This is a genomic window from Rhodoflexus caldus, from assembly GCF_021206925.1.
GTDB lineage: Bacteria > Bacteroidota > Bacteroidia > Cytophagales > Thermoflexibacteraceae > Rhodoflexus > Rhodoflexus caldus.
Genome location: NZ_JAJPRF010000004.1, coordinates 31,474 through 51,988, shown reverse-complemented (window position 1 = coordinate 51,988; position 20,515 = coordinate 31,474). Strand labels below are relative to the sequence as shown.

Annotated in this window: 22 protein-coding genes; 10 read left to right on the top strand and 12 right to left on the bottom strand. The window is 47.5% G+C overall.

Annotated features, from left to right (window positions below):
* Nucleotides 1–8: 8 nt before the first annotated feature.
* Together NDK19_RS06515 and NDK19_RS06510 are read right to left on the bottom strand one after the other, a co-directional pair.
* Entirely contained in the window at nt 9–623 is a 615-nt protein-coding gene (locus NDK19_RS06515) for a nucleotidyl transferase AbiEii/AbiGii toxin family protein (protein ID WP_250631053.1), read from the bottom strand.
* On the bottom strand, nt 578–862 hold the full coding sequence (locus tag NDK19_RS06510) for a DUF6922 domain-containing protein (protein WP_250631052.1): 285 nt from the start codon (nt 860–862) through the stop codon (nt 578–580). The genes NDK19_RS06515 and NDK19_RS06510 overlap by 46 nt, the downstream gene beginning before the upstream one ends.
* Nucleotides 863–1,093: 231 nt before the next feature.
* On the opposite strand from NDK19_RS06510, the gene NDK19_RS06505 reads away from it, so the two are divergent.
* Together NDK19_RS06505 and NDK19_RS06500 are read left to right on the top strand one after the other, a co-directional pair.
* The gene (locus NDK19_RS06505; RefSeq protein ID WP_250631051.1) at nt 1,094–4,543 is read left to right on the top strand and encodes a pyruvate carboxylase; all 3,450 of its coding nucleotides are present in this window, start codon (nt 1,094–1,096) and stop codon (nt 4,541–4,543) included.
* Nucleotides 4,544–4,640: 97 nt separating this feature from the next.
* A complete protein-coding gene (locus tag NDK19_RS06500) occupies nt 4,641–5,444 on the top strand; it encodes an outer membrane beta-barrel protein (protein WP_250631050.1) in 804 nt (267 codons plus the stop codon).
* Between the two features lie 199 nt (nt 5,445–5,643).
* Here the strand turns inward: NDK19_RS06500 and NDK19_RS06495 are convergent, their stop codons facing one another.
* Genes NDK19_RS06495 through NDK19_RS06485 form a run of 3 tightly spaced genes read right to left on the bottom strand, consistent with a single transcriptional unit; the run spans nt 5,644 to nt 7,045 of the window.
* Complete coding sequence (locus NDK19_RS06495; protein WP_250631049.1) at nt 5,644–6,099, bottom strand: hypothetical protein; 456 nt, start codon at nt 6,097–6,099, stop codon at nt 5,644–5,646.
* Between the two features lie 4 nt (nt 6,100–6,103).
* Nucleotides 6,104–6,490 carry a hypothetical protein gene (locus tag NDK19_RS06490; protein ID WP_250631048.1) on the bottom strand — a complete coding sequence of 129 codons (387 nt, stop codon included), beginning with the start codon at nt 6,488–6,490 and terminating at the stop codon, nt 6,104–6,106.
* 3 nt (nt 6,491–6,493) lie between these two features.
* Complete coding sequence (locus tag NDK19_RS06485; RefSeq protein WP_250631283.1) at nt 6,494–7,045, bottom strand: RNA polymerase sigma factor; 552 nt, start codon at nt 7,043–7,045, stop codon at nt 6,494–6,496.
* Between the two features lie 180 nt (nt 7,046–7,225).
* Here NDK19_RS06485 and NDK19_RS06480 point away from each other — a divergent pair, with 180 nt between their 5' ends.
* Nucleotides 7,226–8,212, top strand: a complete 987-nt coding sequence (locus NDK19_RS06480) for a tetratricopeptide repeat protein (protein ID WP_250631047.1) — start codon at nt 7,226–7,228, stop codon at nt 8,210–8,212.
* A gap of 62 nt (nt 8,213–8,274) precedes the next feature.
* On the opposite strand, the gene NDK19_RS06475 is transcribed toward NDK19_RS06480, so the two are convergent.
* The 4 genes from NDK19_RS06475 to NDK19_RS06460 all read right to left on the bottom strand — a co-directional run bounded on the left by NDK19_RS06475 (nt 8,275) and on the right by NDK19_RS06460 (nt 10,180).
* The gene (locus tag NDK19_RS06475; protein WP_250631046.1) at nt 8,275–8,772 is read right to left on the bottom strand and encodes a hypothetical protein; all 498 of its coding nucleotides are present in this window, start codon (nt 8,770–8,772) and stop codon (nt 8,275–8,277) included.
* Between the two features lie 97 nt (nt 8,773–8,869).
* A complete protein-coding gene (locus tag NDK19_RS06470; protein ID WP_250631045.1) occupies nt 8,870–9,235 on the bottom strand; it encodes a hypothetical protein in 366 nt (121 codons plus the stop codon).
* Nucleotides 9,236–9,491: 256 nt separating this feature from the next.
* Nucleotides 9,492–9,704, bottom strand: a complete 213-nt coding sequence (locus NDK19_RS06465) for a helix-turn-helix transcriptional regulator (protein WP_250631044.1) — start codon at nt 9,702–9,704, stop codon at nt 9,492–9,494.
* Nucleotides 9,701–10,180: a hypothetical protein gene (locus NDK19_RS06460; protein ID WP_250631043.1), complete on the bottom strand. Its 480-nt coding sequence runs from the start codon at nt 10,178–10,180 to the stop codon at nt 9,701–9,703. The genes NDK19_RS06465 and NDK19_RS06460 overlap by 4 nt, the downstream gene beginning before the upstream one ends.
* Nucleotides 10,181–10,371: 191 nt before the next feature.
* On the opposite strand from NDK19_RS06460, the gene polA reads away from it, so the two are divergent.
* On the top strand, nt 10,372–13,176 hold the full coding sequence (gene polA / locus NDK19_RS06455; RefSeq protein ID WP_250631042.1) for a DNA polymerase I: 2,805 nt from the start codon (nt 10,372–10,374) through the stop codon (nt 13,174–13,176).
* A gap of 15 nt (nt 13,177–13,191) precedes the next feature.
* Entirely contained in the window at nt 13,192–13,557 is a 366-nt protein-coding gene (locus NDK19_RS06450) for a DUF2237 family protein (protein ID WP_250631041.1), read from the top strand.
* On the opposite strand, the gene NDK19_RS06445 is transcribed toward NDK19_RS06450, so the two are convergent.
* The gene (locus NDK19_RS06445; protein ID WP_250631040.1) at nt 13,554–13,973 is read right to left on the bottom strand and encodes an acyl-CoA thioesterase; all 420 of its coding nucleotides are present in this window, start codon (nt 13,971–13,973) and stop codon (nt 13,554–13,556) included. The genes NDK19_RS06450 and NDK19_RS06445 overlap by 4 nt on opposite strands.
* 89 nt (nt 13,974–14,062) lie before the next feature.
* On the opposite strand from NDK19_RS06445, the gene NDK19_RS06440 reads away from it, so the two are divergent.
* The 3 genes from NDK19_RS06440 (at nt 14,063) to NDK19_RS06430 (ending at nt 15,865) form a co-directional block, all read left to right on the top strand.
* Complete coding sequence (locus tag NDK19_RS06440) at nt 14,063–14,836, top strand: C40 family peptidase (RefSeq protein WP_250631039.1); 774 nt, start codon at nt 14,063–14,065, stop codon at nt 14,834–14,836.
* A 154-nt stretch (nt 14,837–14,990) separates the two neighbouring features.
* Nucleotides 14,991–15,395 carry a hypothetical protein gene (locus NDK19_RS06435; RefSeq protein ID WP_250631038.1) on the top strand — a complete coding sequence of 135 codons (405 nt, stop codon included), beginning with the start codon at nt 14,991–14,993 and terminating at the stop codon, nt 15,393–15,395.
* Nucleotides 15,396–15,433: 38 nt separating this feature from the next.
* Complete coding sequence (locus NDK19_RS06430; protein ID WP_250631037.1) at nt 15,434–15,865, top strand: tellurite resistance TerB family protein; 432 nt, start codon at nt 15,434–15,436, stop codon at nt 15,863–15,865.
* Nucleotides 15,866–15,877: 12 nt separating this feature from the next.
* Here the strand turns inward: NDK19_RS06430 and NDK19_RS06425 are convergent, their stop codons facing one another.
* Nucleotides 15,878–17,368, bottom strand: coding sequence for a phytoene desaturase family protein (locus NDK19_RS06425; protein ID WP_250631036.1), 1,491 nt, complete (start codon nt 17,366–17,368; stop codon nt 15,878–15,880).
* Nucleotides 17,369–17,546: 178 nt separating this feature from the next.
* Here NDK19_RS06425 and NDK19_RS06420 point away from each other — a divergent pair, with 178 nt between their 5' ends.
* Together NDK19_RS06420 and folE are read left to right on the top strand one after the other, a co-directional pair.
* Entirely contained in the window at nt 17,547–17,954 is a 408-nt protein-coding gene (locus NDK19_RS06420) for a 6-pyruvoyl trahydropterin synthase family protein (protein WP_250631035.1), read from the top strand.
* Nucleotides 17,917–18,669, top strand: a complete 753-nt coding sequence (gene folE / locus NDK19_RS06415) for a GTP cyclohydrolase I FolE (protein WP_250631034.1) — start codon at nt 17,917–17,919, stop codon at nt 18,667–18,669. The genes NDK19_RS06420 and folE overlap by 38 nt, the downstream gene beginning before the upstream one ends.
* Nucleotides 18,670–18,755: 86 nt before the next feature.
* Here folE and pruA read toward each other — a convergent pair whose 3' ends face one another.
* Nucleotides 18,756–20,387, bottom strand: coding sequence for an L-glutamate gamma-semialdehyde dehydrogenase (pruA, locus tag NDK19_RS06410; RefSeq protein ID WP_250631033.1), 1,632 nt, complete (start codon nt 20,385–20,387; stop codon nt 18,756–18,758).
* Nucleotides 20,388–20,515: the final 128 nt, after the last annotated feature.

Here is a 20,515-nt window from a genome sequence, read left to right as displayed (position 1 = left end):
ATTGGTATTTAACGGTAGCGTTTTTTGACTTGCGACAAAATTTCCTGTTTGACGGCTTCCCATGTTACTTGTTGTAATAATATCAAATCTTCATCGGTATCGGCATCATCAAAATAGCTTAGGCTTCTTGCCACCATCATTTCTGAACCATCGGGGTATTTTTGATTATAGAATGTTATTAACTCATCAAGCGAATAGGTTCGTAAGAGAAAGAAAATGTCAGTAAAATCTCTTTTTCTGCCTCGCCCTGCAATAGCTGCCAATTTCATTGCTCCTATATCTGGTTTGGCAAGCAAACGGATGTTATCTGTAAGCAGAGGTGCGGTAATTAGAGAATACCGATAATTTACGAAATCCACCTTAATCCCCTGTGCATCAAGAATCAGTATGTTTTTACTTTGTTGCAAAATTTGCACGGAAATAATCGGACTTAGTAAGTCAATGATTTCGTCCGCGGTGAAAGGGCAGTTGCCGAAGAAATCCAAATCATATGACATGCGATGCCCTTCTTGCAATGCCAAAGCCGTACCGCCTGCCAAATAAAAATCCGATAACTCGGGAATCTCCATAATGGCTTTTAGTAGTCCCAATGTTTCGGGACGGATTGTAGCATAGTGTAGCATCTGAATTGTTGCTTAGGTATGTCAAAAAGATTGCTTACAAATGCCAAAGTTTTGGCATCTAAATTACGGGCATTTATCGCTACCTGTTTAATGATGTCATTGCCATAATAAGCTTGGATTGCCCGCCAATCAGTTACTTTGCCATATATCAATACCCGTTCTATGATATAGTTGCGGTGTTTCTCATAATCTAACTTACTGTATTCCGTATCCCAGAAAATAACTTTGGACAGTTCCATGTGGTTGGGGGTGCGTGAGTTCGGATAAGCCAAATTAGCAAGTAGGCAGCCAAAAAGCAAAAATCGCCGATGGAATCCGCTCTCGGGGATTTTCTCTTACGGCAGGGATGATTTTTTTATCCAAATAAAACTAATTTGCCGCTGTGCTACCGTTTCGGTGCTTTTTTGTTGCTTCAATGCCATCCTGTCTTTTTTTTGCTATTTTGCCAACGCTAAACTGACGATTTAATTATGCGCAAAATAGAGCGACTATTGGTAGCCAATCGCGGTGAAATTGCCATCCGAATTCTGCGGGCTGCTTCCGAATTACATATCAACACCCTTGCGGTTTATACTTATGAAGACCGTTATTCGCTGCATCGCTACAAGGCGGACGAAGCCTATCAGATAGGTACAGACGATGACCCGCTGAAGCCCTATTTGGACATTGAGGGGCTGATTAGTCTTGCCAAAGCCAAAAAAGTTGATGCTATCCATCCGGGCTATGGTTTTTTGTCGGAGAATGTACATTTTGCCCGACGTTGCGAAGAAGAAGGTATTATTTTCGTTGGGCCGCGTTCGGGGGTGATGGCGCAATTGGGTGACAAGGTAGCTGCCAAAAAAATTGCCCTTGCGGCAGGTGTGCCCATGATTGAGGACAGCAAAGCCGACCTCTCTACCTATGAAATTGCCCTTGCGGAAGCACGCCGTATCGGCTTTCCGGTCATGCTGAAAGCTGCTGCGGGCGGCGGCGGCAGGGGGATGCGCGTCATTCGCTCCGAAGCTGACTTGGAGCGCTTGTACAACGAAGCCCGCAACGAGGCAGCCAATGCCTTTGGCGACAGTACGGTATTTATTGAAAAATTTATTGATGAGCCCAAGCACATAGAAGTGCAAATTATGGGCGATAATTTTGGCAATATTGTCCACCTTTATGAGCGCGACTGTTCGGTGCAGCGCCGATTCCAAAAGGTGGTGGAAGTTGCGCCCAGCATAGGACTGGCAGAGGAAACCCGCCAGAAACTCTACAATTACGCCCTCCGCATTGCGCGCGCCGTGGACTACAACAACGTGGGAACGGTAGAATTTTTGGTAGATAAAGACCAAAATGTTTACTTTATTGAGGTAAACCCCCGCGTGCAGGTAGAGCATACCATCACCGAAGAAATTACGGGCATTGACATTGTGCGCTCTCAAATACTGATTGCGCAAGGCTGTGCCCTTTCCGATAAACAAATTTACATCCACGGTCAGGAAGATGTGCAAATCAACGGTTTTGCCGTACAGTGCCGCATCACGACCGAAGACCCCGAAAACGGCTTCAAGCCCGACTACGGCACCATTATCGCCTATCGGAACGCAGGCGGCTTCGGCATCCGCATTGATGAGGGCAGTTCCTACCCGGGCGTGCGCATTTCGCCCTTTTTTGACTCCATGCTGGTAAAGGTTACAGCCAAAGGACGCACCATGTGGGGGGCTTGCGACCGCCTGCACCGTGCCCTGCGCGAGTTCAGGATTCGCGGCGTTAAAACCAATATCGGCTTTTTGCTCAATGTGATTTCACACCCCGAGTTCATCAAAGGTAAGGCAACGGTTCAGTTCATAGAACAGAATCCCGACCTTTTCAAAATGCCGCTGCGCTTAGACAGAGGTACACGCTTGCTGAACTATCTGGCCGACGTGATTGTGAACGGCAACCCCGATGTGCGCGGCAGCAAGCCCGAAAAGCCCTTCCGCACACCCAAAGTACCTGCCTGCAACCGCTTCGGAGATTTTCCGCAAGGCAGCCGCGACCGCCTGAAAGCACTGGGGCGCGAGAAATTTATTGAGTGGTTGAAACAGGAAAAAGCTGTTCATTTTACGGATACTACTTTCCGCGATGCCCACCAGTCGCTGCTGGCAACGCGCATGAGAACGATGGATATGCTGCGAGTGGCGGAAAGTTACGCGCGCAACGTGCCGCAAGTATTTTCCATGGAAATGTGGGGCGGCGCAACCTTTGATGTGGCCATGCGGTTCCTGAAAGAATGTCCGTGGGAGCGCCTGCGTCGCCTGCGCCGCGCCATGCCCAATGTGCTGTTTCAGATGTTGCTGCGCGGTGCCAATGCGGTTGGGTACAAGTCATATCCTGCCAATTTGGTAGAAAAGTTCGTAGAACGGGCGGCTATTAACGGTATTGATATTTTCCGCATTTTTGATTCGCTCAATTGGGTAGAGGCGATGAAAACAAGCATCCGCGCCGTTGTAGAGCGTACCGATGCGCTGGCAGAAGGTTCTATTTGCTATACGGGCGAAATTATGAACCCGAACAGTAAATATAATCTGCAATACTACCTTGACTTGGCGCGGCAATTGGAAGATTTGGGCATTCATATATTGGCCATTAAAGACATGGCGGGGCTGTTGAAGCCATACAGTGCCGAACTGCTGATTACGGAACTGAAAAAGGCCGTTTCCGTACCTATTCATTTGCATACACACGATACGGCAGGCGTTCAGGCGGCAACGCTGCTCAAAGCCATTGAGGCAGGTGTAGATGTGATTGACGTTTCCATTGCCTCCATGTCGGGGCTGACGGCACAGCCTAATTTTAACTCATTGGTGGCCGTACTGGAACACCACCCGCGCCGTCAGAACATAGATTTGCATAAACTGAATGCCTTTGCTTCCTATTGGGAAGATGTTCGCGAGTATTATTTCCCGTTTGAGTCGGACTTGAAAGCAGGCACGGCAGAAGTATATGACAACGAGATTCCCGGCGGTCAGTATTCTAACCTTCGCCCGCAGGCCATTGCGCTGGGGCTGGGCGATAAATTTGAACAAATCAAGAAAAACTATGCCGTAGCCAACCGATTGCTGGGTGACATTGTGAAGGTAACGCCAAGCTCCAAAGTGGTAGGCGATTTGGCATTGTTCCTCACGGCTAATAACCTGACCGAAGCCGATGTATGGCAGCGCGGGCATGAGTTATCGTACCCCGAATCGGTGAAAGAGCTGCTGCGCGGCGACATGGGACGACCACCGGAGGGCTTCCCTGCCGAAATCGTGCGATTGGTACTCAAAGACGAGCAACCGGATTACAGCGTGCCCGGCCAGAACCTCCCACCCGTTGATTTTGAAGCCGAAAAAATTGCTTTTGCAAAGAAATTTCCTGTCAAAAATTATATCACCGATGCAGAGGAGGACGAGTTGCTTTCCTACCTGCTTTACCCGAAGGTGTACGAAGAATACAACGAGAACCGCAATCGCTACGGCGACCTTTCCGTACTGCCTTCGCCACAGTTTTTCTATGGCATGAAAGAAGGGGAGGAGGTGCTGATAGAATTGAGTGAGGGCAAATCTATTATGGTGCGGCTGTTGGCGGTTTTCAAGCCTGACGAAAACGGTATGCGTACGGTATCTTTTGAACTGAACGGCCAAACCCGTCGCTTGCAAGTGCGCGACCGCAGTTTTAAAGTTACCAAAGTTTCTAACCGAAAAGCCCAAAACGAGGGCGAAATAGGTGCGCCGCTGCAAGGCCGCCTGTCTAAAATTATGGTCAATGTGGGCGATACGGTAGCCGTTAATACGCCATTGTTTGTTATTGAAGCCATGAAAATGGAAAGCACCATTACCGCACCGCGGGCAGGTGTTGTCAAACAAGTATTTTTGCCCGCCGGCAGCATGGTTGAACAAGAAGATGCCATTATTTGGATTGCATGAGCAACCTTTTGCTATGGTTTGCTGTCTGTAATAGCAGAACCGACATCGCCTCGGCGTTAAGGTCGGTTCTGCAAAACCTAAAAAGCAATCCATTGTTATGAAACGCTTATTCAGATATGCAGCAGGCGCAGCGCTTGTACTTGCCCCTTTAACGGGATTTTCACAGAACACAGATAACCCGCCGCCTTCATCGGAACCGGTATTTAAAAACAGTTCCATTGATATGAATCGTGGGCGCAAAAATCGCCCCGGCAGCAACCACGTGGCCAAAATAGGGTTTGGCGGCCTGATTGGTATGCCTATCGGCGATTTTCAGGACGTAGCGGGCGATGTTACCCCTTGGGGCTACGGCATCAATGCTGCTTTTCGCATCAGCCGCAATTCGCCCGTTTTTGCAGGTTTGGACTTCGGCTATATGGGCATGGGGCGCAATGTAGATGTATTTACTGCCATCAACGGTACTACAAGCCGCATTGCACGCCGCAACCGCATTATTACCGGCCATGCGCTGCTGCGTCTGCAACCTAATATCGGAGGGCCTGTGCGCCCGTATTTTGACGGGATGTTCGGCCTGAAATATTTCCGCACTGCTACCGAAATTGAAAATAATTGGAACAACTGGTGGAACAATAATAACAACCGCAACTCCAATATCATCACCGTTCCGAACCATGAAGATGTAGCGCTCAGCTACGGCGGCGGCATCGGCCTTAACATCGTACTGGGGGAAAATGTGTGGTTAGACCTGCGCACGGTCTATTTGCCCGGCACGGTGGCATCCTACGTCAAGCGCGGCGATGTCTATCCTGACCCCAACGACCCGGCGCGTACCATTGTCATTAAGTCGCGCTCCGCTACCGATATGCTCAACCATCAGGTGGGTATTACGTTCAGTTTCTAAGAAAAAAATCGGTGATTAATGCGAGTTATTGAGCAATCTAAAACGCTTTTATCCGAATCCATTGACAGGACTTTCGTCCGCTGGCAGGGAAACCTCTGTCAGCGGACGAAGTCCCTGCCAGCAGTTTAGTAAGAAAGAAAATAACGCAGTAAACTGCTCACTTACTTATCAGTAAAGGGCATGCCTTGTCCCTGTACACTCAATCCATCTCATCGGGCAGGCGTGCGCCCTTGCCTATCCGTTCCAGCAACAGGCGTTTAAACTCCAACTCCGATTGATACAGTTCAGCTACCTGACGAACGTTGAGTATGGTCAAAAATTCTTTGTGGTATTTGCGGGCAAGTGCTACCTCTTTTTCGCGCAAGTCAAACTCCTGCTCCATTGCTTTTCTCAGGTCTTCATCGGTCATCACCAGACTTTTGCGGCGCAATTTCATGATTTGCTGGCGCAATTCCATTTGCTCCTTGCGGTAGCGATTCAGCACGGGCATGAAATTTTTGGCCTGTTCGGCGGTGAGTTGTAACCGCTCCTGAATAATAGACATGCGGATTTTTTCCACCTCAGCGCGGTCGAGCATTCGCTGGGCGTACAAGTTGCCTTTCGGCAGCAAGAGGCAAATAATGGCAAAGGCAATATATGGTAGGTATTTTTTCATGTGTTTAGCGGATTAGTTGTTCAACGTCATCTTCCGAAATATCATACAAAAGTTCATCCATTGTAACGGCATCTTGGCTTTCATCGGCTTGCGTAACATAGTAATCCCAAAGTTCAGCTTCCGAAATATCGTTTTCAAAGAGCAATTCCTCTACTGAAACCAACGATTCCATCTGATTATCAACAGGTTGTAGGCGATAAATGCCTATAACCACGGCAATAATCACAACCATTGCAGGCACTGCGTAGGTCAGGCGAAGCAATGCCGGCAGGGAAAAGGCTTCCTTTTCGGGCTTGCGCACCCTGCGCGCTACTTTTTGCGGCAACGTATCAAAATAGCCCTCCGGCGTGCGAAACATAGGTTCGTTTTTGGGTATATCGTTTAGTTGCATGGCTCAGGTATTGGTTAAGTATTCTTCAATTTTTTTAACGGCGTGATGATAAGATGCTTTCAAAGCACCTACCGAAGTGCCTGTAATACCGGCAATTTCTTCATAGCTCAACTCATCGTAATAACGCATATTGAATACGAGTTTTTGCTTATCGGGCAATGTGAGCAGCGCTTTTTGCAGTTTCAACTGAATTTCATCGCCCGTAAAACCGCTGTTACTCTCTAATTTGCCCGCCAACTCTTTGCGCACATCGTGAATGGGTAGGAAGTAGCGGCGGCGTTTTTTGTCCAAAAAATTCAGACATTCGTTAGAAGCAATGCGATAGAGCCATGTAAACAGTTGCGAGTCTTCTCTGAATTTGTCTAAGTTATGCCATACTTTTACAAAAACCTCCTGAGTGAGGTCGTCGGCATCGTCGTGGTCAATCACCATTTTGCGGATGAGCATGTAAACCCTTTGCTGGTATTTTCTCATGAGTTGGTCAAACGCCCAATTTTTGGATGATTCCTGCCTGAATTGAGCCAGAATTTCGCGGTCATCGGTTGCGGTATCCATGTTTTTGGCGGGTTTGACTTCCCATTCATGCCGTGCATCGGCGTTTGCCTTGTCCCGTTCTGCCCGAATATACTTCAAAGGATTCATCTTTCAGCCACTTTTGCAGGTTAGAACAGCTTGTGCAACAAAGGTTTAATCAGCAGCTTCGGTTTTTTTGATTTTTTATTGCAAATTTGAATCATGCCGTCATCGTATCTTAATTTCAGGTTTCACTTTTTGAATGAAGAAGGGAAAAAACAGTCGGTTATTCCGCTGAACGGGCGCGCCGACGGCGAAAGCGGTGTGCGACTGACCGAGTATGCCATTCCGATAGAAGACATCGTACACGTATATCGTCATCAGGAGAAACTTGCTGTCATTTTGAAGCCTTATTTGGCCTTGCCTAAAAATCTGGCAGTCAATGTGTTGCCCGAAACAAGTGCGCTGCTGATAGAAGTTGCCGATGGCTTTGCATTTAACGTAAAAAGTGCCATAGACCAGCACCTGAGCCGCTTGCATATTGCCCAAGCACGGGCACGATGGGAGGCCGAAGGCAAGGGTAAACTGTTCAGAACCATTACCTGCCCTGTTTGTGAGGCAACTACCGATACTACCGCTATTTTGTCGGATTACATCTATTGCCATTATTGCACAACTATTTTCAACCAATACCAGCAGGTGCTGCCCAAGTCGGAGCAGTACGATATCTGCCCGCGCTGCAACTACTACGGGCGCTTGCAGATGTACCCCGAAGTGCGGTTTTTCTGGTTGCCCAAAGAAAAAGAGTTTTCATTTAGCGAAAACTACATTTGCGATACTTGTGCAGGGAGAACCTACGATGAAACCATTTGGAAAAATGCCCTCTACTTGGTCGGTTTGCCTTTTAGTTGGTATCTGAAATACATGATGAGCAAAGAGCAAGACCCTGTTCTGGCAGAAATGGCACAGGCCAACCGACTGGCACAGGATGGCAACATGGTAGAGGCGGACGTTCTTTACTCCGCCATGCTGTTGCGCAATGCCAATCATCCCGGCTTGCTCTATAACTACGGGCTGGCATGGCTGCACAACAACGAGCCTAAAAAAGCATTTAATTATCTCAGCCGTGTATTGGAGTTGTGTTACAATTACGAGCCTGCCCGCGAGATTTTGGAAATTTACAAGGATACGGAAATCATCCGCAGTTGATTATACATAAGGGCAAGCGGTTTGCAAAAAATATTTTGTGTAAGTTGTTTAAAATGAAATATTTAAATCAACGCTTTTAAAGCTGTCGCCTGTGCAGCATCTGGTCTGCCTTCGCGCAGCATGAAGGCAGCCATTTTGCCGATATGTTCGGAGGGAATCTCACCTGTATGGGCAAAACGGGGCAGTTGTTCGCAAATAACAGCCCTGTCTTCGGCTATATGATGGCTTAAATTCAGGTAGCCGGGCAGCCCCAACTGGATGGAAAACCGCAAAAAGCGTATTTCAGGATTTTCGGGAGCAAGCGCAACAGCCTTGGCAAGTGTTTCCTGAGAGAGTTTGGTCAGCCGCAATTTCTCCAACGGATTCAAAACACCGCGCGCCTGTAAAGTTTGCAGCGCACCATAATAAGCTATCCACAAAGCCTCATCTTGTCGGGGCAGGGCTTCCATTTGCCGCATCATGGCCGTGGCACTGATTTGATTATCAACTACTTTGGGATAGTCGCTGCGAATTTTTTCCCAATTGACAGACCCGTCGGGGTTGGCTAACAATGACTTCATAACAGATATTGCTGATAAATTTTACAGGCAGGAAGCCAGCAATTGAAAGCATATTATACCATGCCTGCCGATTTTCTCACTCCGAAATAGCGGTGGATTATTCCTTAGCAGATACAGCAGGCATAATATAAGACGTTATTGTCAGCAACAACCCGATGAGGAATATGAACAGTGTGCCGTAGAAAAAATACAAACTGAGCTCTCCTGTGTGGTAGGTTTGTACAAAACCTGCCACGCGGAAAAGCAACGCGCCAAATGCCGTGATTATCAGCAGCTTCTTCCATTTTATTGCTTGTGTATTGAACACGGCAGCCAAAAAAATACCGTGAATCAGTCCAAAAATGACGGTCAGCAGCAAGGTCGTCGGATAGGACAAAAGACCGTGAACTGTAAAAGCGACATGAGCAATAATACCGGAAATAATCGCTCCGATTGAAACACCCGATAAAACCTTTTCTTGCATGGTTGAAAGCCCGATAAGTTCTCTCAAAAAAAGTCATTTGGCTTCGGATTTGCAAGTTTGGGTGTTTTTTTTACAAAAACTTCCAAAGTAATCGCATGATTTTATCCTGCCCTTTTGCTGCTTTTCCCAAAAAATTGATTTTTTATCTGACAAGCCGAAGTTTCTGACCCTACACACAAACGCAAATAATTTACAAAATTTTTCATGTAAATTATTGAAAAACAGGTGTTTAAATCTAATATCTTTGCAAGCCCTGTCAGGTTTGGGTGTAATCGCTTTCTTCCAGAAAGAAAATGCTTTCCACGGGTTTTTCAAAAATGCGGGCAATTTTGAGTGCCAGCACCGTAGAGGGTACATATTTCCCCGTCTCAATGGCATTCACTGTTTGCCGCGATACCCCCAGCAACTGCGCCAAGTCGGCCTGTGTCATGTTCTTAATGGCGCGCTCTATTTTCAGTTGATTCTTCATGACTGTGCCTCCTTCAATTGCTGACGTTCCTTCCAGAGCAGATACTCAAACCGAACAATAAAAATCATCAAGATGGAAAATAAATTAATCATCATCACGGTCAGAAATGGGCTTGAGTAGATGAAGATAATGGTTAGTGCTACAAAAATAGTGTTCAGGATAACACTCCAAAGCATGGCCTCCAGTCGCAGGTGCGTTGTCCATTCATCTTCGGTGCGGGTGCGGGCAAACGCTACTAACGACAGCCCCAGCAGCAACCCTAAACTGATAAATTCATCCGTGAAATCGTTGTAGCGCAGGTCAAACAACCAGTTACCTGAGTCAAAAAAGGTGTAATCGCCCTGTCGGTAAATCATAAAACTCCATTCCATCTCATCAGGGAAAATCAGTTTCAGAACGGCCAGTACCAAAAACGGTACTAACAAAATCCAACCGAAAATTTTACAGCGGTTGGGCAAAAGAGGAAGTTTTTTCATAAAGTATTGTGTCGTGTTTGCTTTACAAAAGTAAGTAATGAGTTTCTAAAAGACAAGTAAACACGACAAAAAGTTGCGCAAGTTAGACATATGATATTCGGGTTTTGCCTTCTTTTTGGAATGTGGATGATGCAGTTTTTTTTGATTTGCGAATCCCAAATCGGCAATTCAAAATTCGCTTACTTTGCTCCATGAAAAAGTTGTTTCTGCTGGATGCCATGGCGCTGATTTATCGCGCCCACTTTGCGTTGAGTAAAAATCCGCGCATTACTTCCAAAGGTTTGAATACAAGTGCTGTTTTCGGCTTTACCAATACCTTGCTGGAAGTGATTGCCAAAGAAAAACCCACTCATCTGGGTATTGCTTTTGATACGGCCGCGCCTACTTTTCGTCATACGGCTTTTGAAGCCTACAAAGCACAAAGGCAGGAACAACCCGAAGATATTACCGTTGCCATCCCTTTGGTGAAGCGATTGTGCCGTGCTATGGACATCCCTGTGCTGGAATTGGACGGCTACGAAGCGGACGATATTATTGGCACATTTGCCAAAATTGCTGCCCGTCGCGACTTTCAGGTTTACATGATGACACCCGATAAAGACTATGGGCAGTTGGTAGAAGAAAATATATTCCTCTATAAACCCGCTTTCATGGGTAATGGCGTAGAGGTTTTAGGCCCCAAAGAGGTGTGCGAAAAATGGGGCATTCAGCGCGTGGAGCAGGTAGTGGACATTCTGGGGCTCATGGGCGATGCGGTGGACAATATCCCCGGTATTCCCGGCATCGGTGAGAAAACCGCTGCCAAACTGATTGCCGAATTTGATACCATAGAAAACCTGCTGGCCAACACCGATAAACTGAAAGGGAAGCAAAAAGAAAACGTTGTCCGATATGCCGAGCAGGGGTTAATGTCAAAAGAATTAGCAAAGATTAACACACAAGTGCCTTTGCCTTTTGAGGAAGAGCATTTGAAGGTACACATCACCAAAGGCGAAGAGCTAAAACAGTTGCTCGACGAGCTGGAATTCCGAACCATCAAAAAGCGTCTTTTTGGCGAAGAATCGGGCGAAGAAAAGCCCGCCAAACCTACTGCCAAAACAGCCGCGCAGGGTTCGCTGTTTGCGCAGCCTGCACCCGAGCAAGAAGCCCACGAACCCGACGGGGAGTTTTTGCATACCAAGGAAAAGCAAAACATACGCACCGTAGCCGTTGATTATCACACGGTAGATACGCCCGAATTGCGCCGTCAGCTCATCCGCTTTCTGGCCTTGCAAAAGGTTTTTTGTTTTGATACGGAAACCACTTCGGAAAATGCCTATGAGGCCGAAGTCGTAGGTTTATCCTTTTGTTATCGCAAAGGGGAGGCTTTTTACGTACCGCTGCCCGAAAACCGCGAAGCTGCCGCTGCCGTTTTGCAAGAGTTTCAGGAAGTATTTGCCAACGAAAAAATCGGCAAAATTGGTCAAAATTTGAAGTACGACCTCATTGCGCTGGCCAACTATGGCATAGAGGTCAGGGGTGAATTGTTTGATACCATGCTGGCACATTATCTCATTGAGCCCGAGGGCAGGCACGGCATGGACATCATGGCTGAAAATTACCTGAACTACAAAACCATCAGCTACGACGAGCTGACCATGCGCGGCAAAAAACAAATCCCCATCCGCGAGGTGCCGCTTGCCGACCTGACCGAATATGCCGCCGAAGATGCCGATATTACCTTCCAATTACAGGAAAAATTTGCACCCGTACTCAAAAAAGACGGGCTGGAAGTACTCTTTCGGGAGGTAGAAATGCCTTTGGTGCAAGTGCTGGCAGATATGGAGCGGGCAGGCGTGCGCATTGATACGGAAGCGCTGGCGGCGTATTCCAAAGAGTTGGAAGTTGATATTCGTGCGGCTGAGCAAAGAGTATATGCCGATGCCGGCGAGGAATTTAACATCGGCTCACCTAAGCAACTGGGGCAGATTCTGTTTGACAAACTCAAACTGATTGATAAGCCCAAAAAAACTGCCACGGGGCAGTATGCCACAGGCGAAGAAATTTTGGTGCAGTTAGCCCCCGAGCATCCGATTGCACAACATATCTTGGATTTCAGGCAGTTACAGAAATTGAAATCTACCTATGTGGATGCACTGCCGCAACTGCTCAGTCCTAAAGACGGCCTGATTCATACCACCTATAATCAGGCAGTGGCTGCTACAGGTCGCCTGAGCAGCAACAATCCAAACTTGCAAAATATCCCCATCCGCACCGACAAAGGCCGCGAAATCCGCCGTGCGTTTGTGCCGCGAAGCCCTGATTTTGTGCTCATGTCTGCCGACTATTCGCAAATTGAGTTGCGCATTATGGCCTCATTTAGCAAAGACGAATCCATGATAGAGGCGTTCCGGCAAAAGCGCGACATCCACGCGGCTACGGCTGCCAAAATTTTTAAAGTGCCAATTGAAAAAGTGGACAGTGAAATGCGCCGTCGTGCGAAAACTGCCAATTTCGGCATCATTTACGGTATTTCAGCTTTCGGATTGGCACAGCGGCTCAACATTCCGCGCAAAGAGGCCACTGAACTGATTAACGCCTATTTTGCCGAATTCCCCGCTGTTAAAAAATACATGGACGAGGTGGTGCAACTTGCTCATGAGCGCGAGTACGTTGAAACCATTCTGAAACGCCGCCGCTACCTGCGCGATATCAACAGCCGCAACTTCACCCAACGAGGTTTTGCCGAACGCAACGCCATCAACGCCCCCATACAGGGCAGCGCCGCCGATTTGATTAAAATAGCCATGATAAAAATTCACAATTGGCTGAAAATCAGTGGTTTGCAATCAAAAATGATTTTGCAGGTGCACGATGAACTTGTATTTGACGTGTATCGGCCCGAGCAGGAAATTATGCAGGCGAAAGTAAAAGAATTGATGGAGTCGGCCTTTACCTTGGAAGTACCGCTGGAAGTGGAAGTAGGGGTAGGCGAAAACTGGCTGGAAGCACATTAAAAATTGTAGTTAATCATGAAACAAGCAGCAAAAAATGTTTTAGGCAGCGAATTAATTCCGTGCAGTTTAAACCCATTGACAGGCTACTATCGCGACGGCTGTTGCCACACAGGCGAAGAAGATTCGGGCACACACACAGTCTGCGCCGTTGTAACCGATGAATTTCTGCAATTTTCGCTCCGCAGAGGCAACAACCTGATTACGCCGCGCCCTGAGTACCGCTTTCCCGGCCTAAAAGCCGGTGATAAGTGGTGCCTCTGTGCCTCCCGATGGGTAGAGGCCTATCGGGCAGGTGTAGCGCCCCCCGTGATTTTGGAGGCTACACACGAAAAAACGTTGCAGTATGTATCCTTGGATGTGCTGATTGAATATGCTGCTTAATTAATAGTAGCTTGCAATTGCGCTTTGTAAGACTCCGGAATTGCCATAGAAGTCATGGCAACAAAATCAAAGCCTACCAGCACGAACGTAGCTTCTGCCAGCGTCAGCCAACCTTCTCCGTCAGGTTGAGCCAGCAAACTGCTGAAAGTCAGGCTTTTATTGCCTACGTTCGTGCATTGCAAAAAGCCGTACAATTCACCTTTGTAAGTAATCGGTACGCGGTAGTTGATGTTCGCGTTGGCGACTACTAGCCCGTGGTGTTCCCAGTCCCATGCCAATACCTGATTCAAGAATCGGATACGGGTTTCTTCAAAATAAGTCATCACCTTGGCGTTGTTTACCATACGTGCCTCATCAAGGTCTGACCATCTTTTATCTATTTTCGTCTTAAAGGAGTACAATTTTTCGGGATTCATAGCTGCCAAAATTAGGTTTTTAGAAAATCCGTGCTATTTTTGCCATCGGAATTGCGCAAAGCTATTCTAAACAAACTACATAATTAGGCATGATTTTACTGCAGCGAAGTCTTTGGACGGGGTTGTGTGTATTGCTCTTGTTACTGACAAGTTGTACGCAATTTAGTCCACTCTCAGCGTTAGTCAATAATCGCCCTGACAGCGGAAACAGACTCATTAAGCAAGCTGAACCCGCATCAACTGCTACGATTACTGCGCTTCCGACATTGCCCGTTCAATGGGAATTTGAACTCCCGAAATTGGCTGCCGACCCACAACCGATATTTACCCCCTCTTATCTGTGGCAGCCCGAACCTTGCGAATCACTCCGCGACAGCATCATTCTTTTTGCTAAACAATACATCGGCAGGCCGTACCGCCGTGCCGGAAAAGGCCCTAAAGCATTTGACTGCTCCGGCTTCACTTCTTTTGTGATGCGCCATTTCGGGTACTATCTGCCTCCTTCTTCCGCTTCGCAGGCTGTTTTCGGCACACCGATAAGCATAGAGGAAGCCCGCAAAGGCGATTTAATTTTCTTCGGCAACAAAGACCGCAAAGGTCGCTACCGCGTAAATCATGCAGCGCTTGTAATTTCTGAACAGGGCGAGGAATTAATGATGATTCATGCTGCCAACAGAGGCATTACGATTGATAATGTAAGCAATGTCAATTGGCAGTCTTACTACGGGCGCAGGCTGGTAGGCGCGCGTCGCATCATTCACGATGGGGTATTGCCTACGCCGGACGAACTGCGCGACCTGATAGCTTCCGATGCGAAGGCTCAGGATTCTACGGGTAAGCACGTACAAAGAAACGGTTTATAGCAAGTATCTGTCTTGCAATGAAAAACGGCATCGGCCAAGGGGCTGATGCTGTTTTTTTATTCGGCAACTAAATTTTTTTCCAAAATCAGGGAACGTTTGTGAAGATGTGGTATCAAACAATGAAAAACACCACTATCTAAATTTATTCACAACCATGAACCTGATTGCAAAACTTTGTATGGATTATCTCCGCAGCGAAGGCTATGTACCACGCTTAGACGAAGAAGGAGATGTTGTTTTCAAGTTTGAAGGCAAGTTTTTTGTCGTAACAACCGATGACAACGACCCGCAATTTCTACGGGTTGTTATGCCCAACTTTTGGGAAATAGAAAGCGAGCAAGAAAAACGGCTGGCGCTGGAAGTAGCCAATCAGGTGAATGAGCGCATCAAGGTGAGCAAAGTAGTGGTGAAGCGTAATAACCACGTTTGGGCAATGGCCGAGCAGTTTATTGACAGCTCTCCCGATTTGGAAGATTTTTTCAAACGAACCATTCGCGTATTAAAGGCTGCCGCTGACGATTTTGCACAGCGTATGGTACAACTCCAAGGCATGAACTGATTCCTAATCTCTTTCTTAATCTCTCAATCCACTTTCTTATGAGTTTCTTCAAAAATTTGCTTTCCAGCGCCGAAACCAAGCGCCGCAAGAGTCACATTATGAACCTGCTTTCCGTGGCTGCTGCCGATGGTGAAATTACCCGTGAGGAAATAGACTATTTGGCACATGTGGCAGAACGCATTTACATGCCTCGCGAGGAGTTTATAGATGTGTTGAAAAATCCGCAGGATGTTATTTTCTATCCTCCCAACAGCAACCGCGAACGTTTAGACCAACTCCACGACTTGGTAGGTATGATGATGATTGACGGGCATATAGACCAAGATGAGGTTATCCGTTGCAAAATGTTTGCGCAGAAACTCGGTTTCAAAGCCGCCGTGATAGATGCAATTGTTGCGCATATTATCAACGGATTTGTCAATCATATTGCTCGCGAAGCTGTTTTTGCAAAAGTAATGCAAATGCTTTAACCGTAACGTACATTACAACCAATCTCTCTTCAACTTCTCATAGGCAATAATGCCGCTTAATGCTACCCCGGGTATTCCTTGCCCGGGGTATGTTGTATCGCCGCAAATGTAGGCACGTCGGCCGTCTAATCGGGCATCGAGCATCTGCCAAGGCTTGATGCGCATAAATTGCGGATAGCCGCCGACAAAACCATACTGCCGTTGCGTCCATTTTTCCCAAGCGGCAGGCGTAGAGGAATGTTTGTAAATAATATTTTCAGGTTTGATAAAGTCAAGCTCCGACAGGCGCTGAATAATGGCCTGTTCTGCTGCCTGTTTGTCAAAGTGCATGTGCGCTGCCGGATGCGCTACGTGGGTACTCACCGAAGCAACGGCAAGTCCCGGTTCATCGCTGCGCGAGTGGTCATCGGGGTGGCTCAGGCTAAGAAAAATGCTGGCCGAGCCTGTTTCGGGCAAAGGTGCGCGCAGGTGAATCTGATGGTGGATACATTCGTAGGGCTTATGAGGCCGAAACCCGATGCCCATTTGAAAAGCACTGTTCAGTTGGGGTGAGTCTAACTGTTGTTTTTTGAGGTATTGCAGGCGGTTTTGCAAGGCAGATGAGATTTTGCCGTTGAACAGCGGCAGCGTGTTATTAATCGGTATGCCCGAAATGAGGAATCGGCATTGAAAATCAACGGATTCCTTGCCTTTTATCTGTGCGCTGACGCAGTAGCCGTCATCCGTTGTGCCGACTGCCGTTACTTTGTGTCGCAAGAACACCTTGCCTCCTTTTTGTTCAATGTAATCTACAAAAGGCTGCACAAGCTGAATCAGCCCGCCATTGACATAATAGTTGCCGAAATTGGTGTAGCACAAAGCCGTTGCCCCGAACAATACGTTTACTTCCGGCGCATGGTTTTGAGCAGTGATGAGCAGTTGCTCATTCACAAAGTCCACAAACAGACGATTGTGGTACAGGTTGTATTTTTTCAGCAGCCATTCGGTAGAAAAAAACGCATAGCCTGCATAGCGCAATTGTTCGGGGGTTGCCCGCAGTGCACATTGCAGCAAGTCGCCGGCCGAAGTAGGAGGGAAGGCGGTCTGCCGCAGCGAAGTGCGCCAAACAAACTGACTGATGCGGTAGCAAAACTCCCAGAAAGGCCGCTGCCCTTCTTTACCGAATACGCGCTCTGCTTCGGTAATCCATTGGTTGAGCTCTTGGTAGCGGGTAATTGTTTGGCCATCGGACAGATGTACTTGCATAGGCGTTTTCAGCGGTACTGCATCAATGCGGATGCCTGTCCGTTGCAGCACGGCTTGCAGCGGCATCCCCTCATCCAGCCCGACCAGCGTGGTTGCACCTGCTTCAAACACAAAGCCTTTGCGCCAGTAGGCACTTGTACAGCCGCCGGGTAGCCAATTCTGTTCCAGAACAGCTACTTTGAGCCCATCGGCAGCCAGCAGCGCCGCCGCACTCAAAGACCCCATACCGCTGCCAATAATTACCGCATCAAATACCATGGTGTTAAAATGTTTAATTATATTCGGGTGAAGATTAAACAAAACGCACTGCAAAAGGTTTTAAACATAGGTTGCTTGCTTGCACAGGCGTAGATGCAGCGGCCGTACCGAAAGCTGCGCTTTTGCTGCAAAACATAGGCGCTTGAATATTAACTTGCTGTTTATTTTGAACTAACCAATGAAAGTTGCCGTTTATAGGAAAGAACATTTTAACGCTGCTCACCGTTTGCACAACCCTGCACTAAGCGAAGAAGAAAATGCAAAAATTTTCGGCAAGTGCAACAATGCCAACTATCACGGACACAATTACGAACTGATTGTCAAGGTAGTAGGAGAACCCGACCCGCTGACCGGGTATGTAATGGACATGAAAGTCCTTTCAGACCTGATTAGAGAACACGTAACAGACCGTTTTGACCACAAAAATTTAAACTTAGATGTAGATGACTTCAAAAATCTCAACCCAACGGCAGAGAACATTGCTGTGGTTATTTGGCATCTTTTAAGGAAACACATCCACCCATCATTAGACCTCAAAGTAACACTTTATGAAACAGAACGAAATTTCGTTGAATTTCCGGCCTAACGGCAACGGACACGCTCATAAAAACGGACATGCGCACGACTGCAACCATGACCACAGCATCGAAGAACTCATAGACCAAATCGGAGACGAGCATGCGGCTACTTCTTACGACACTCCCATGCGGGCAGATGCGTTTGAGATGGACGATGCAACCAAAATCAAAAAAATTGAAGAGCATTTTCGCCACATTATGGACATCCTCGGTCTGGATTTGACCGATGACAGCCTGAAAGGAACACCGCACAGGGTGGCTAAAATGTACGTAAAAGAAATTTTTAGCGGATTGAATCCCGCCCATAAGCCTGTTGCCAAACTTTTTGACAATAAATTCCAATACGGAGAAATGTTGGTGGAGCGCGACATCACATTCTATTCAAACTGTGAGCACCACTTTGTACCAATTTTCGGGCGCGCCCACGTTGCCTATATTTCCAGCGGTAAAGTTATCGGCCTTTCTAAGCTGAACCGCATCGTGCAGTACTTCTCCCGTCGCCCGCAAGTGCAGGAGCGACTGACCAACCAGATTGCCAAGGAGTTACAGGAGGTACTGCAAACGGAAGATGTAGCCGTGATTATGGATGCTACGCATATGTGCGTATGCTCTCGCGGCGTGCAGGACGTAAATTCCAGCACTGTAACCTCTTTCTACGGTGGCAAATTCCGCGAAGAATCTGTGCGCAGCGAGTTTTTGAAGTACGTGTATAACAAGGCGTAAACTTTCCGTAAAACGACCTCACATAATAAAAACCGTAGCACATCAAAAATATGCTACGGTTTATTTTTATTTCGCATCAATCAATCTTATTCCTCTGCCATGAATGGATAGCGATAGTCGGTCGGTGGAACAAAGGTTTCCTTGATGGTGCGGGTAGAAACCCAACGCAACAGGTTGTAAATTGCACCGGCTTTGTCGTTGGTTCCCGAAGCGCGTGCACCGCCGAAAGGCTGCTGGCCAACTACTGCACCCGTTGGTTTGTCGTTGATGTAGAAATTACCTGCTGCATTTTGCAGTTTGCGCGATGCAAGTTCTATGGCGTATCTGTCTTGTGCAAAAATGCTGCCCGTGAGCGCATAAGGTGAGGTTTGGTCGGTCAGTTCCAGTACTTCCTCAAACAGTTCGGGTTGATAGACATAGACCGTCAGTACAGGGCCAAAGATTTCTTCCACCATCGTGCGGTATTGGTTGTCTTCTACTTTCAGGATGGTAGGTTGGATAAAATAACCGACGGATTTATCGCAGTTGCCACCCCAAACTAATTCAACACCTGCATCTTTTTTGGCTTGCTCAATGTAGCCTGCAATTTTATCAAAGGCTTTTTCGTCAATAACGGCATTGATAAAGTTGCGGAAATCTTCCGTGCCGCCCATGCGCATACTTTCCAAGTCGGCAATCATGTAATTTTTCACTTCTTCCCACAAGTTAGATGGGATGTAGGCACGGGAGGCCGCTGAACATTTCTGTCCCTGATACTCAAATGCGCCGCGAACAAGTGCCGTAGCCACTGCCTTTGCGTCGGCAGATTTATGCGCCACAACAAAGTCCTTACCGCCTGTTTCGCCTACAATGCGCGGGTAGCTTTTGTAAATCGGCAGGTTGTTGCCAATGGTTTGCCACAGGTGGCGGAATACGCCCGTGCTGCCCGTAAAGTGCAGACCCGCAAAATCAGGGTGTTTAAATACCACTTCGCCTGCTTCCGGGCCATCTACGTAAATCAGGTTGATAACGCCATCGGGTACGCCTGCTTCGCGGAAGACTTCCATGAGCACATTAGCAGAGTAAATCTGTGTGAAGGCAGGTTTCCATACGATAGTATTGCCCATCATGGCAGGTGCAGTAGGCAAATTACCCGCAATAGCCGTAAAGTTGAAAGGCGTAACGGCAAAAATGAAGCCTTCCAATGGTCTGTGTTCCAGTCTGTTCCATATGCCGGGGGCACTGGCTACCTGCTGGCGGTAAATTTCCTGCATGAAATGCACGTTGAAGCGCAAAAAGTCAATGATTTCACATGCAGAGTCAATTTCTGCCTGAAATACATTTTTAGACTGCCCCAGCATGGTGGCGGCGTTCAGTTTGGCGCGATAAGGCCCTGCAATCAGGTCGGCTGCTTTGAGGAAAATGGCCGCGCGATGCTCCCACGGCATGGCTGCCCACATTTCTTTTGCACCCAGTGCTGCGTTAATGGCTTGCTCTACATGCCCTTTGTCGCCTACCGAAAAGTAGCCGAGTGTGTGGCGGTGGTCATGCGGAGGGGCAAGGCGATGTTTTTTATCGGTATAAATTTTCTCACCACCGATATACATCGGGATATCAACGGTGCGGCTGCGCATATCGGCAATGGCGGCTTTAAGTGCCTGCTTTTCGGGCGAACCCGGTGCGTAACTTTTTACGGGCTCGTTGGCAGGCGGCGGTACTTGAAAAATTCCGAAAGACATGGTGTTTTTGGTTAAAGTCCCACTCTGTAATGTTGCAAATATACCGCACGACGGGCGTTTTATTTGTAACTTAAGTAAGCAAGCAAATTTTTGCGTTTTTAATATGGATGACGTGGCTTGGTTTGTAT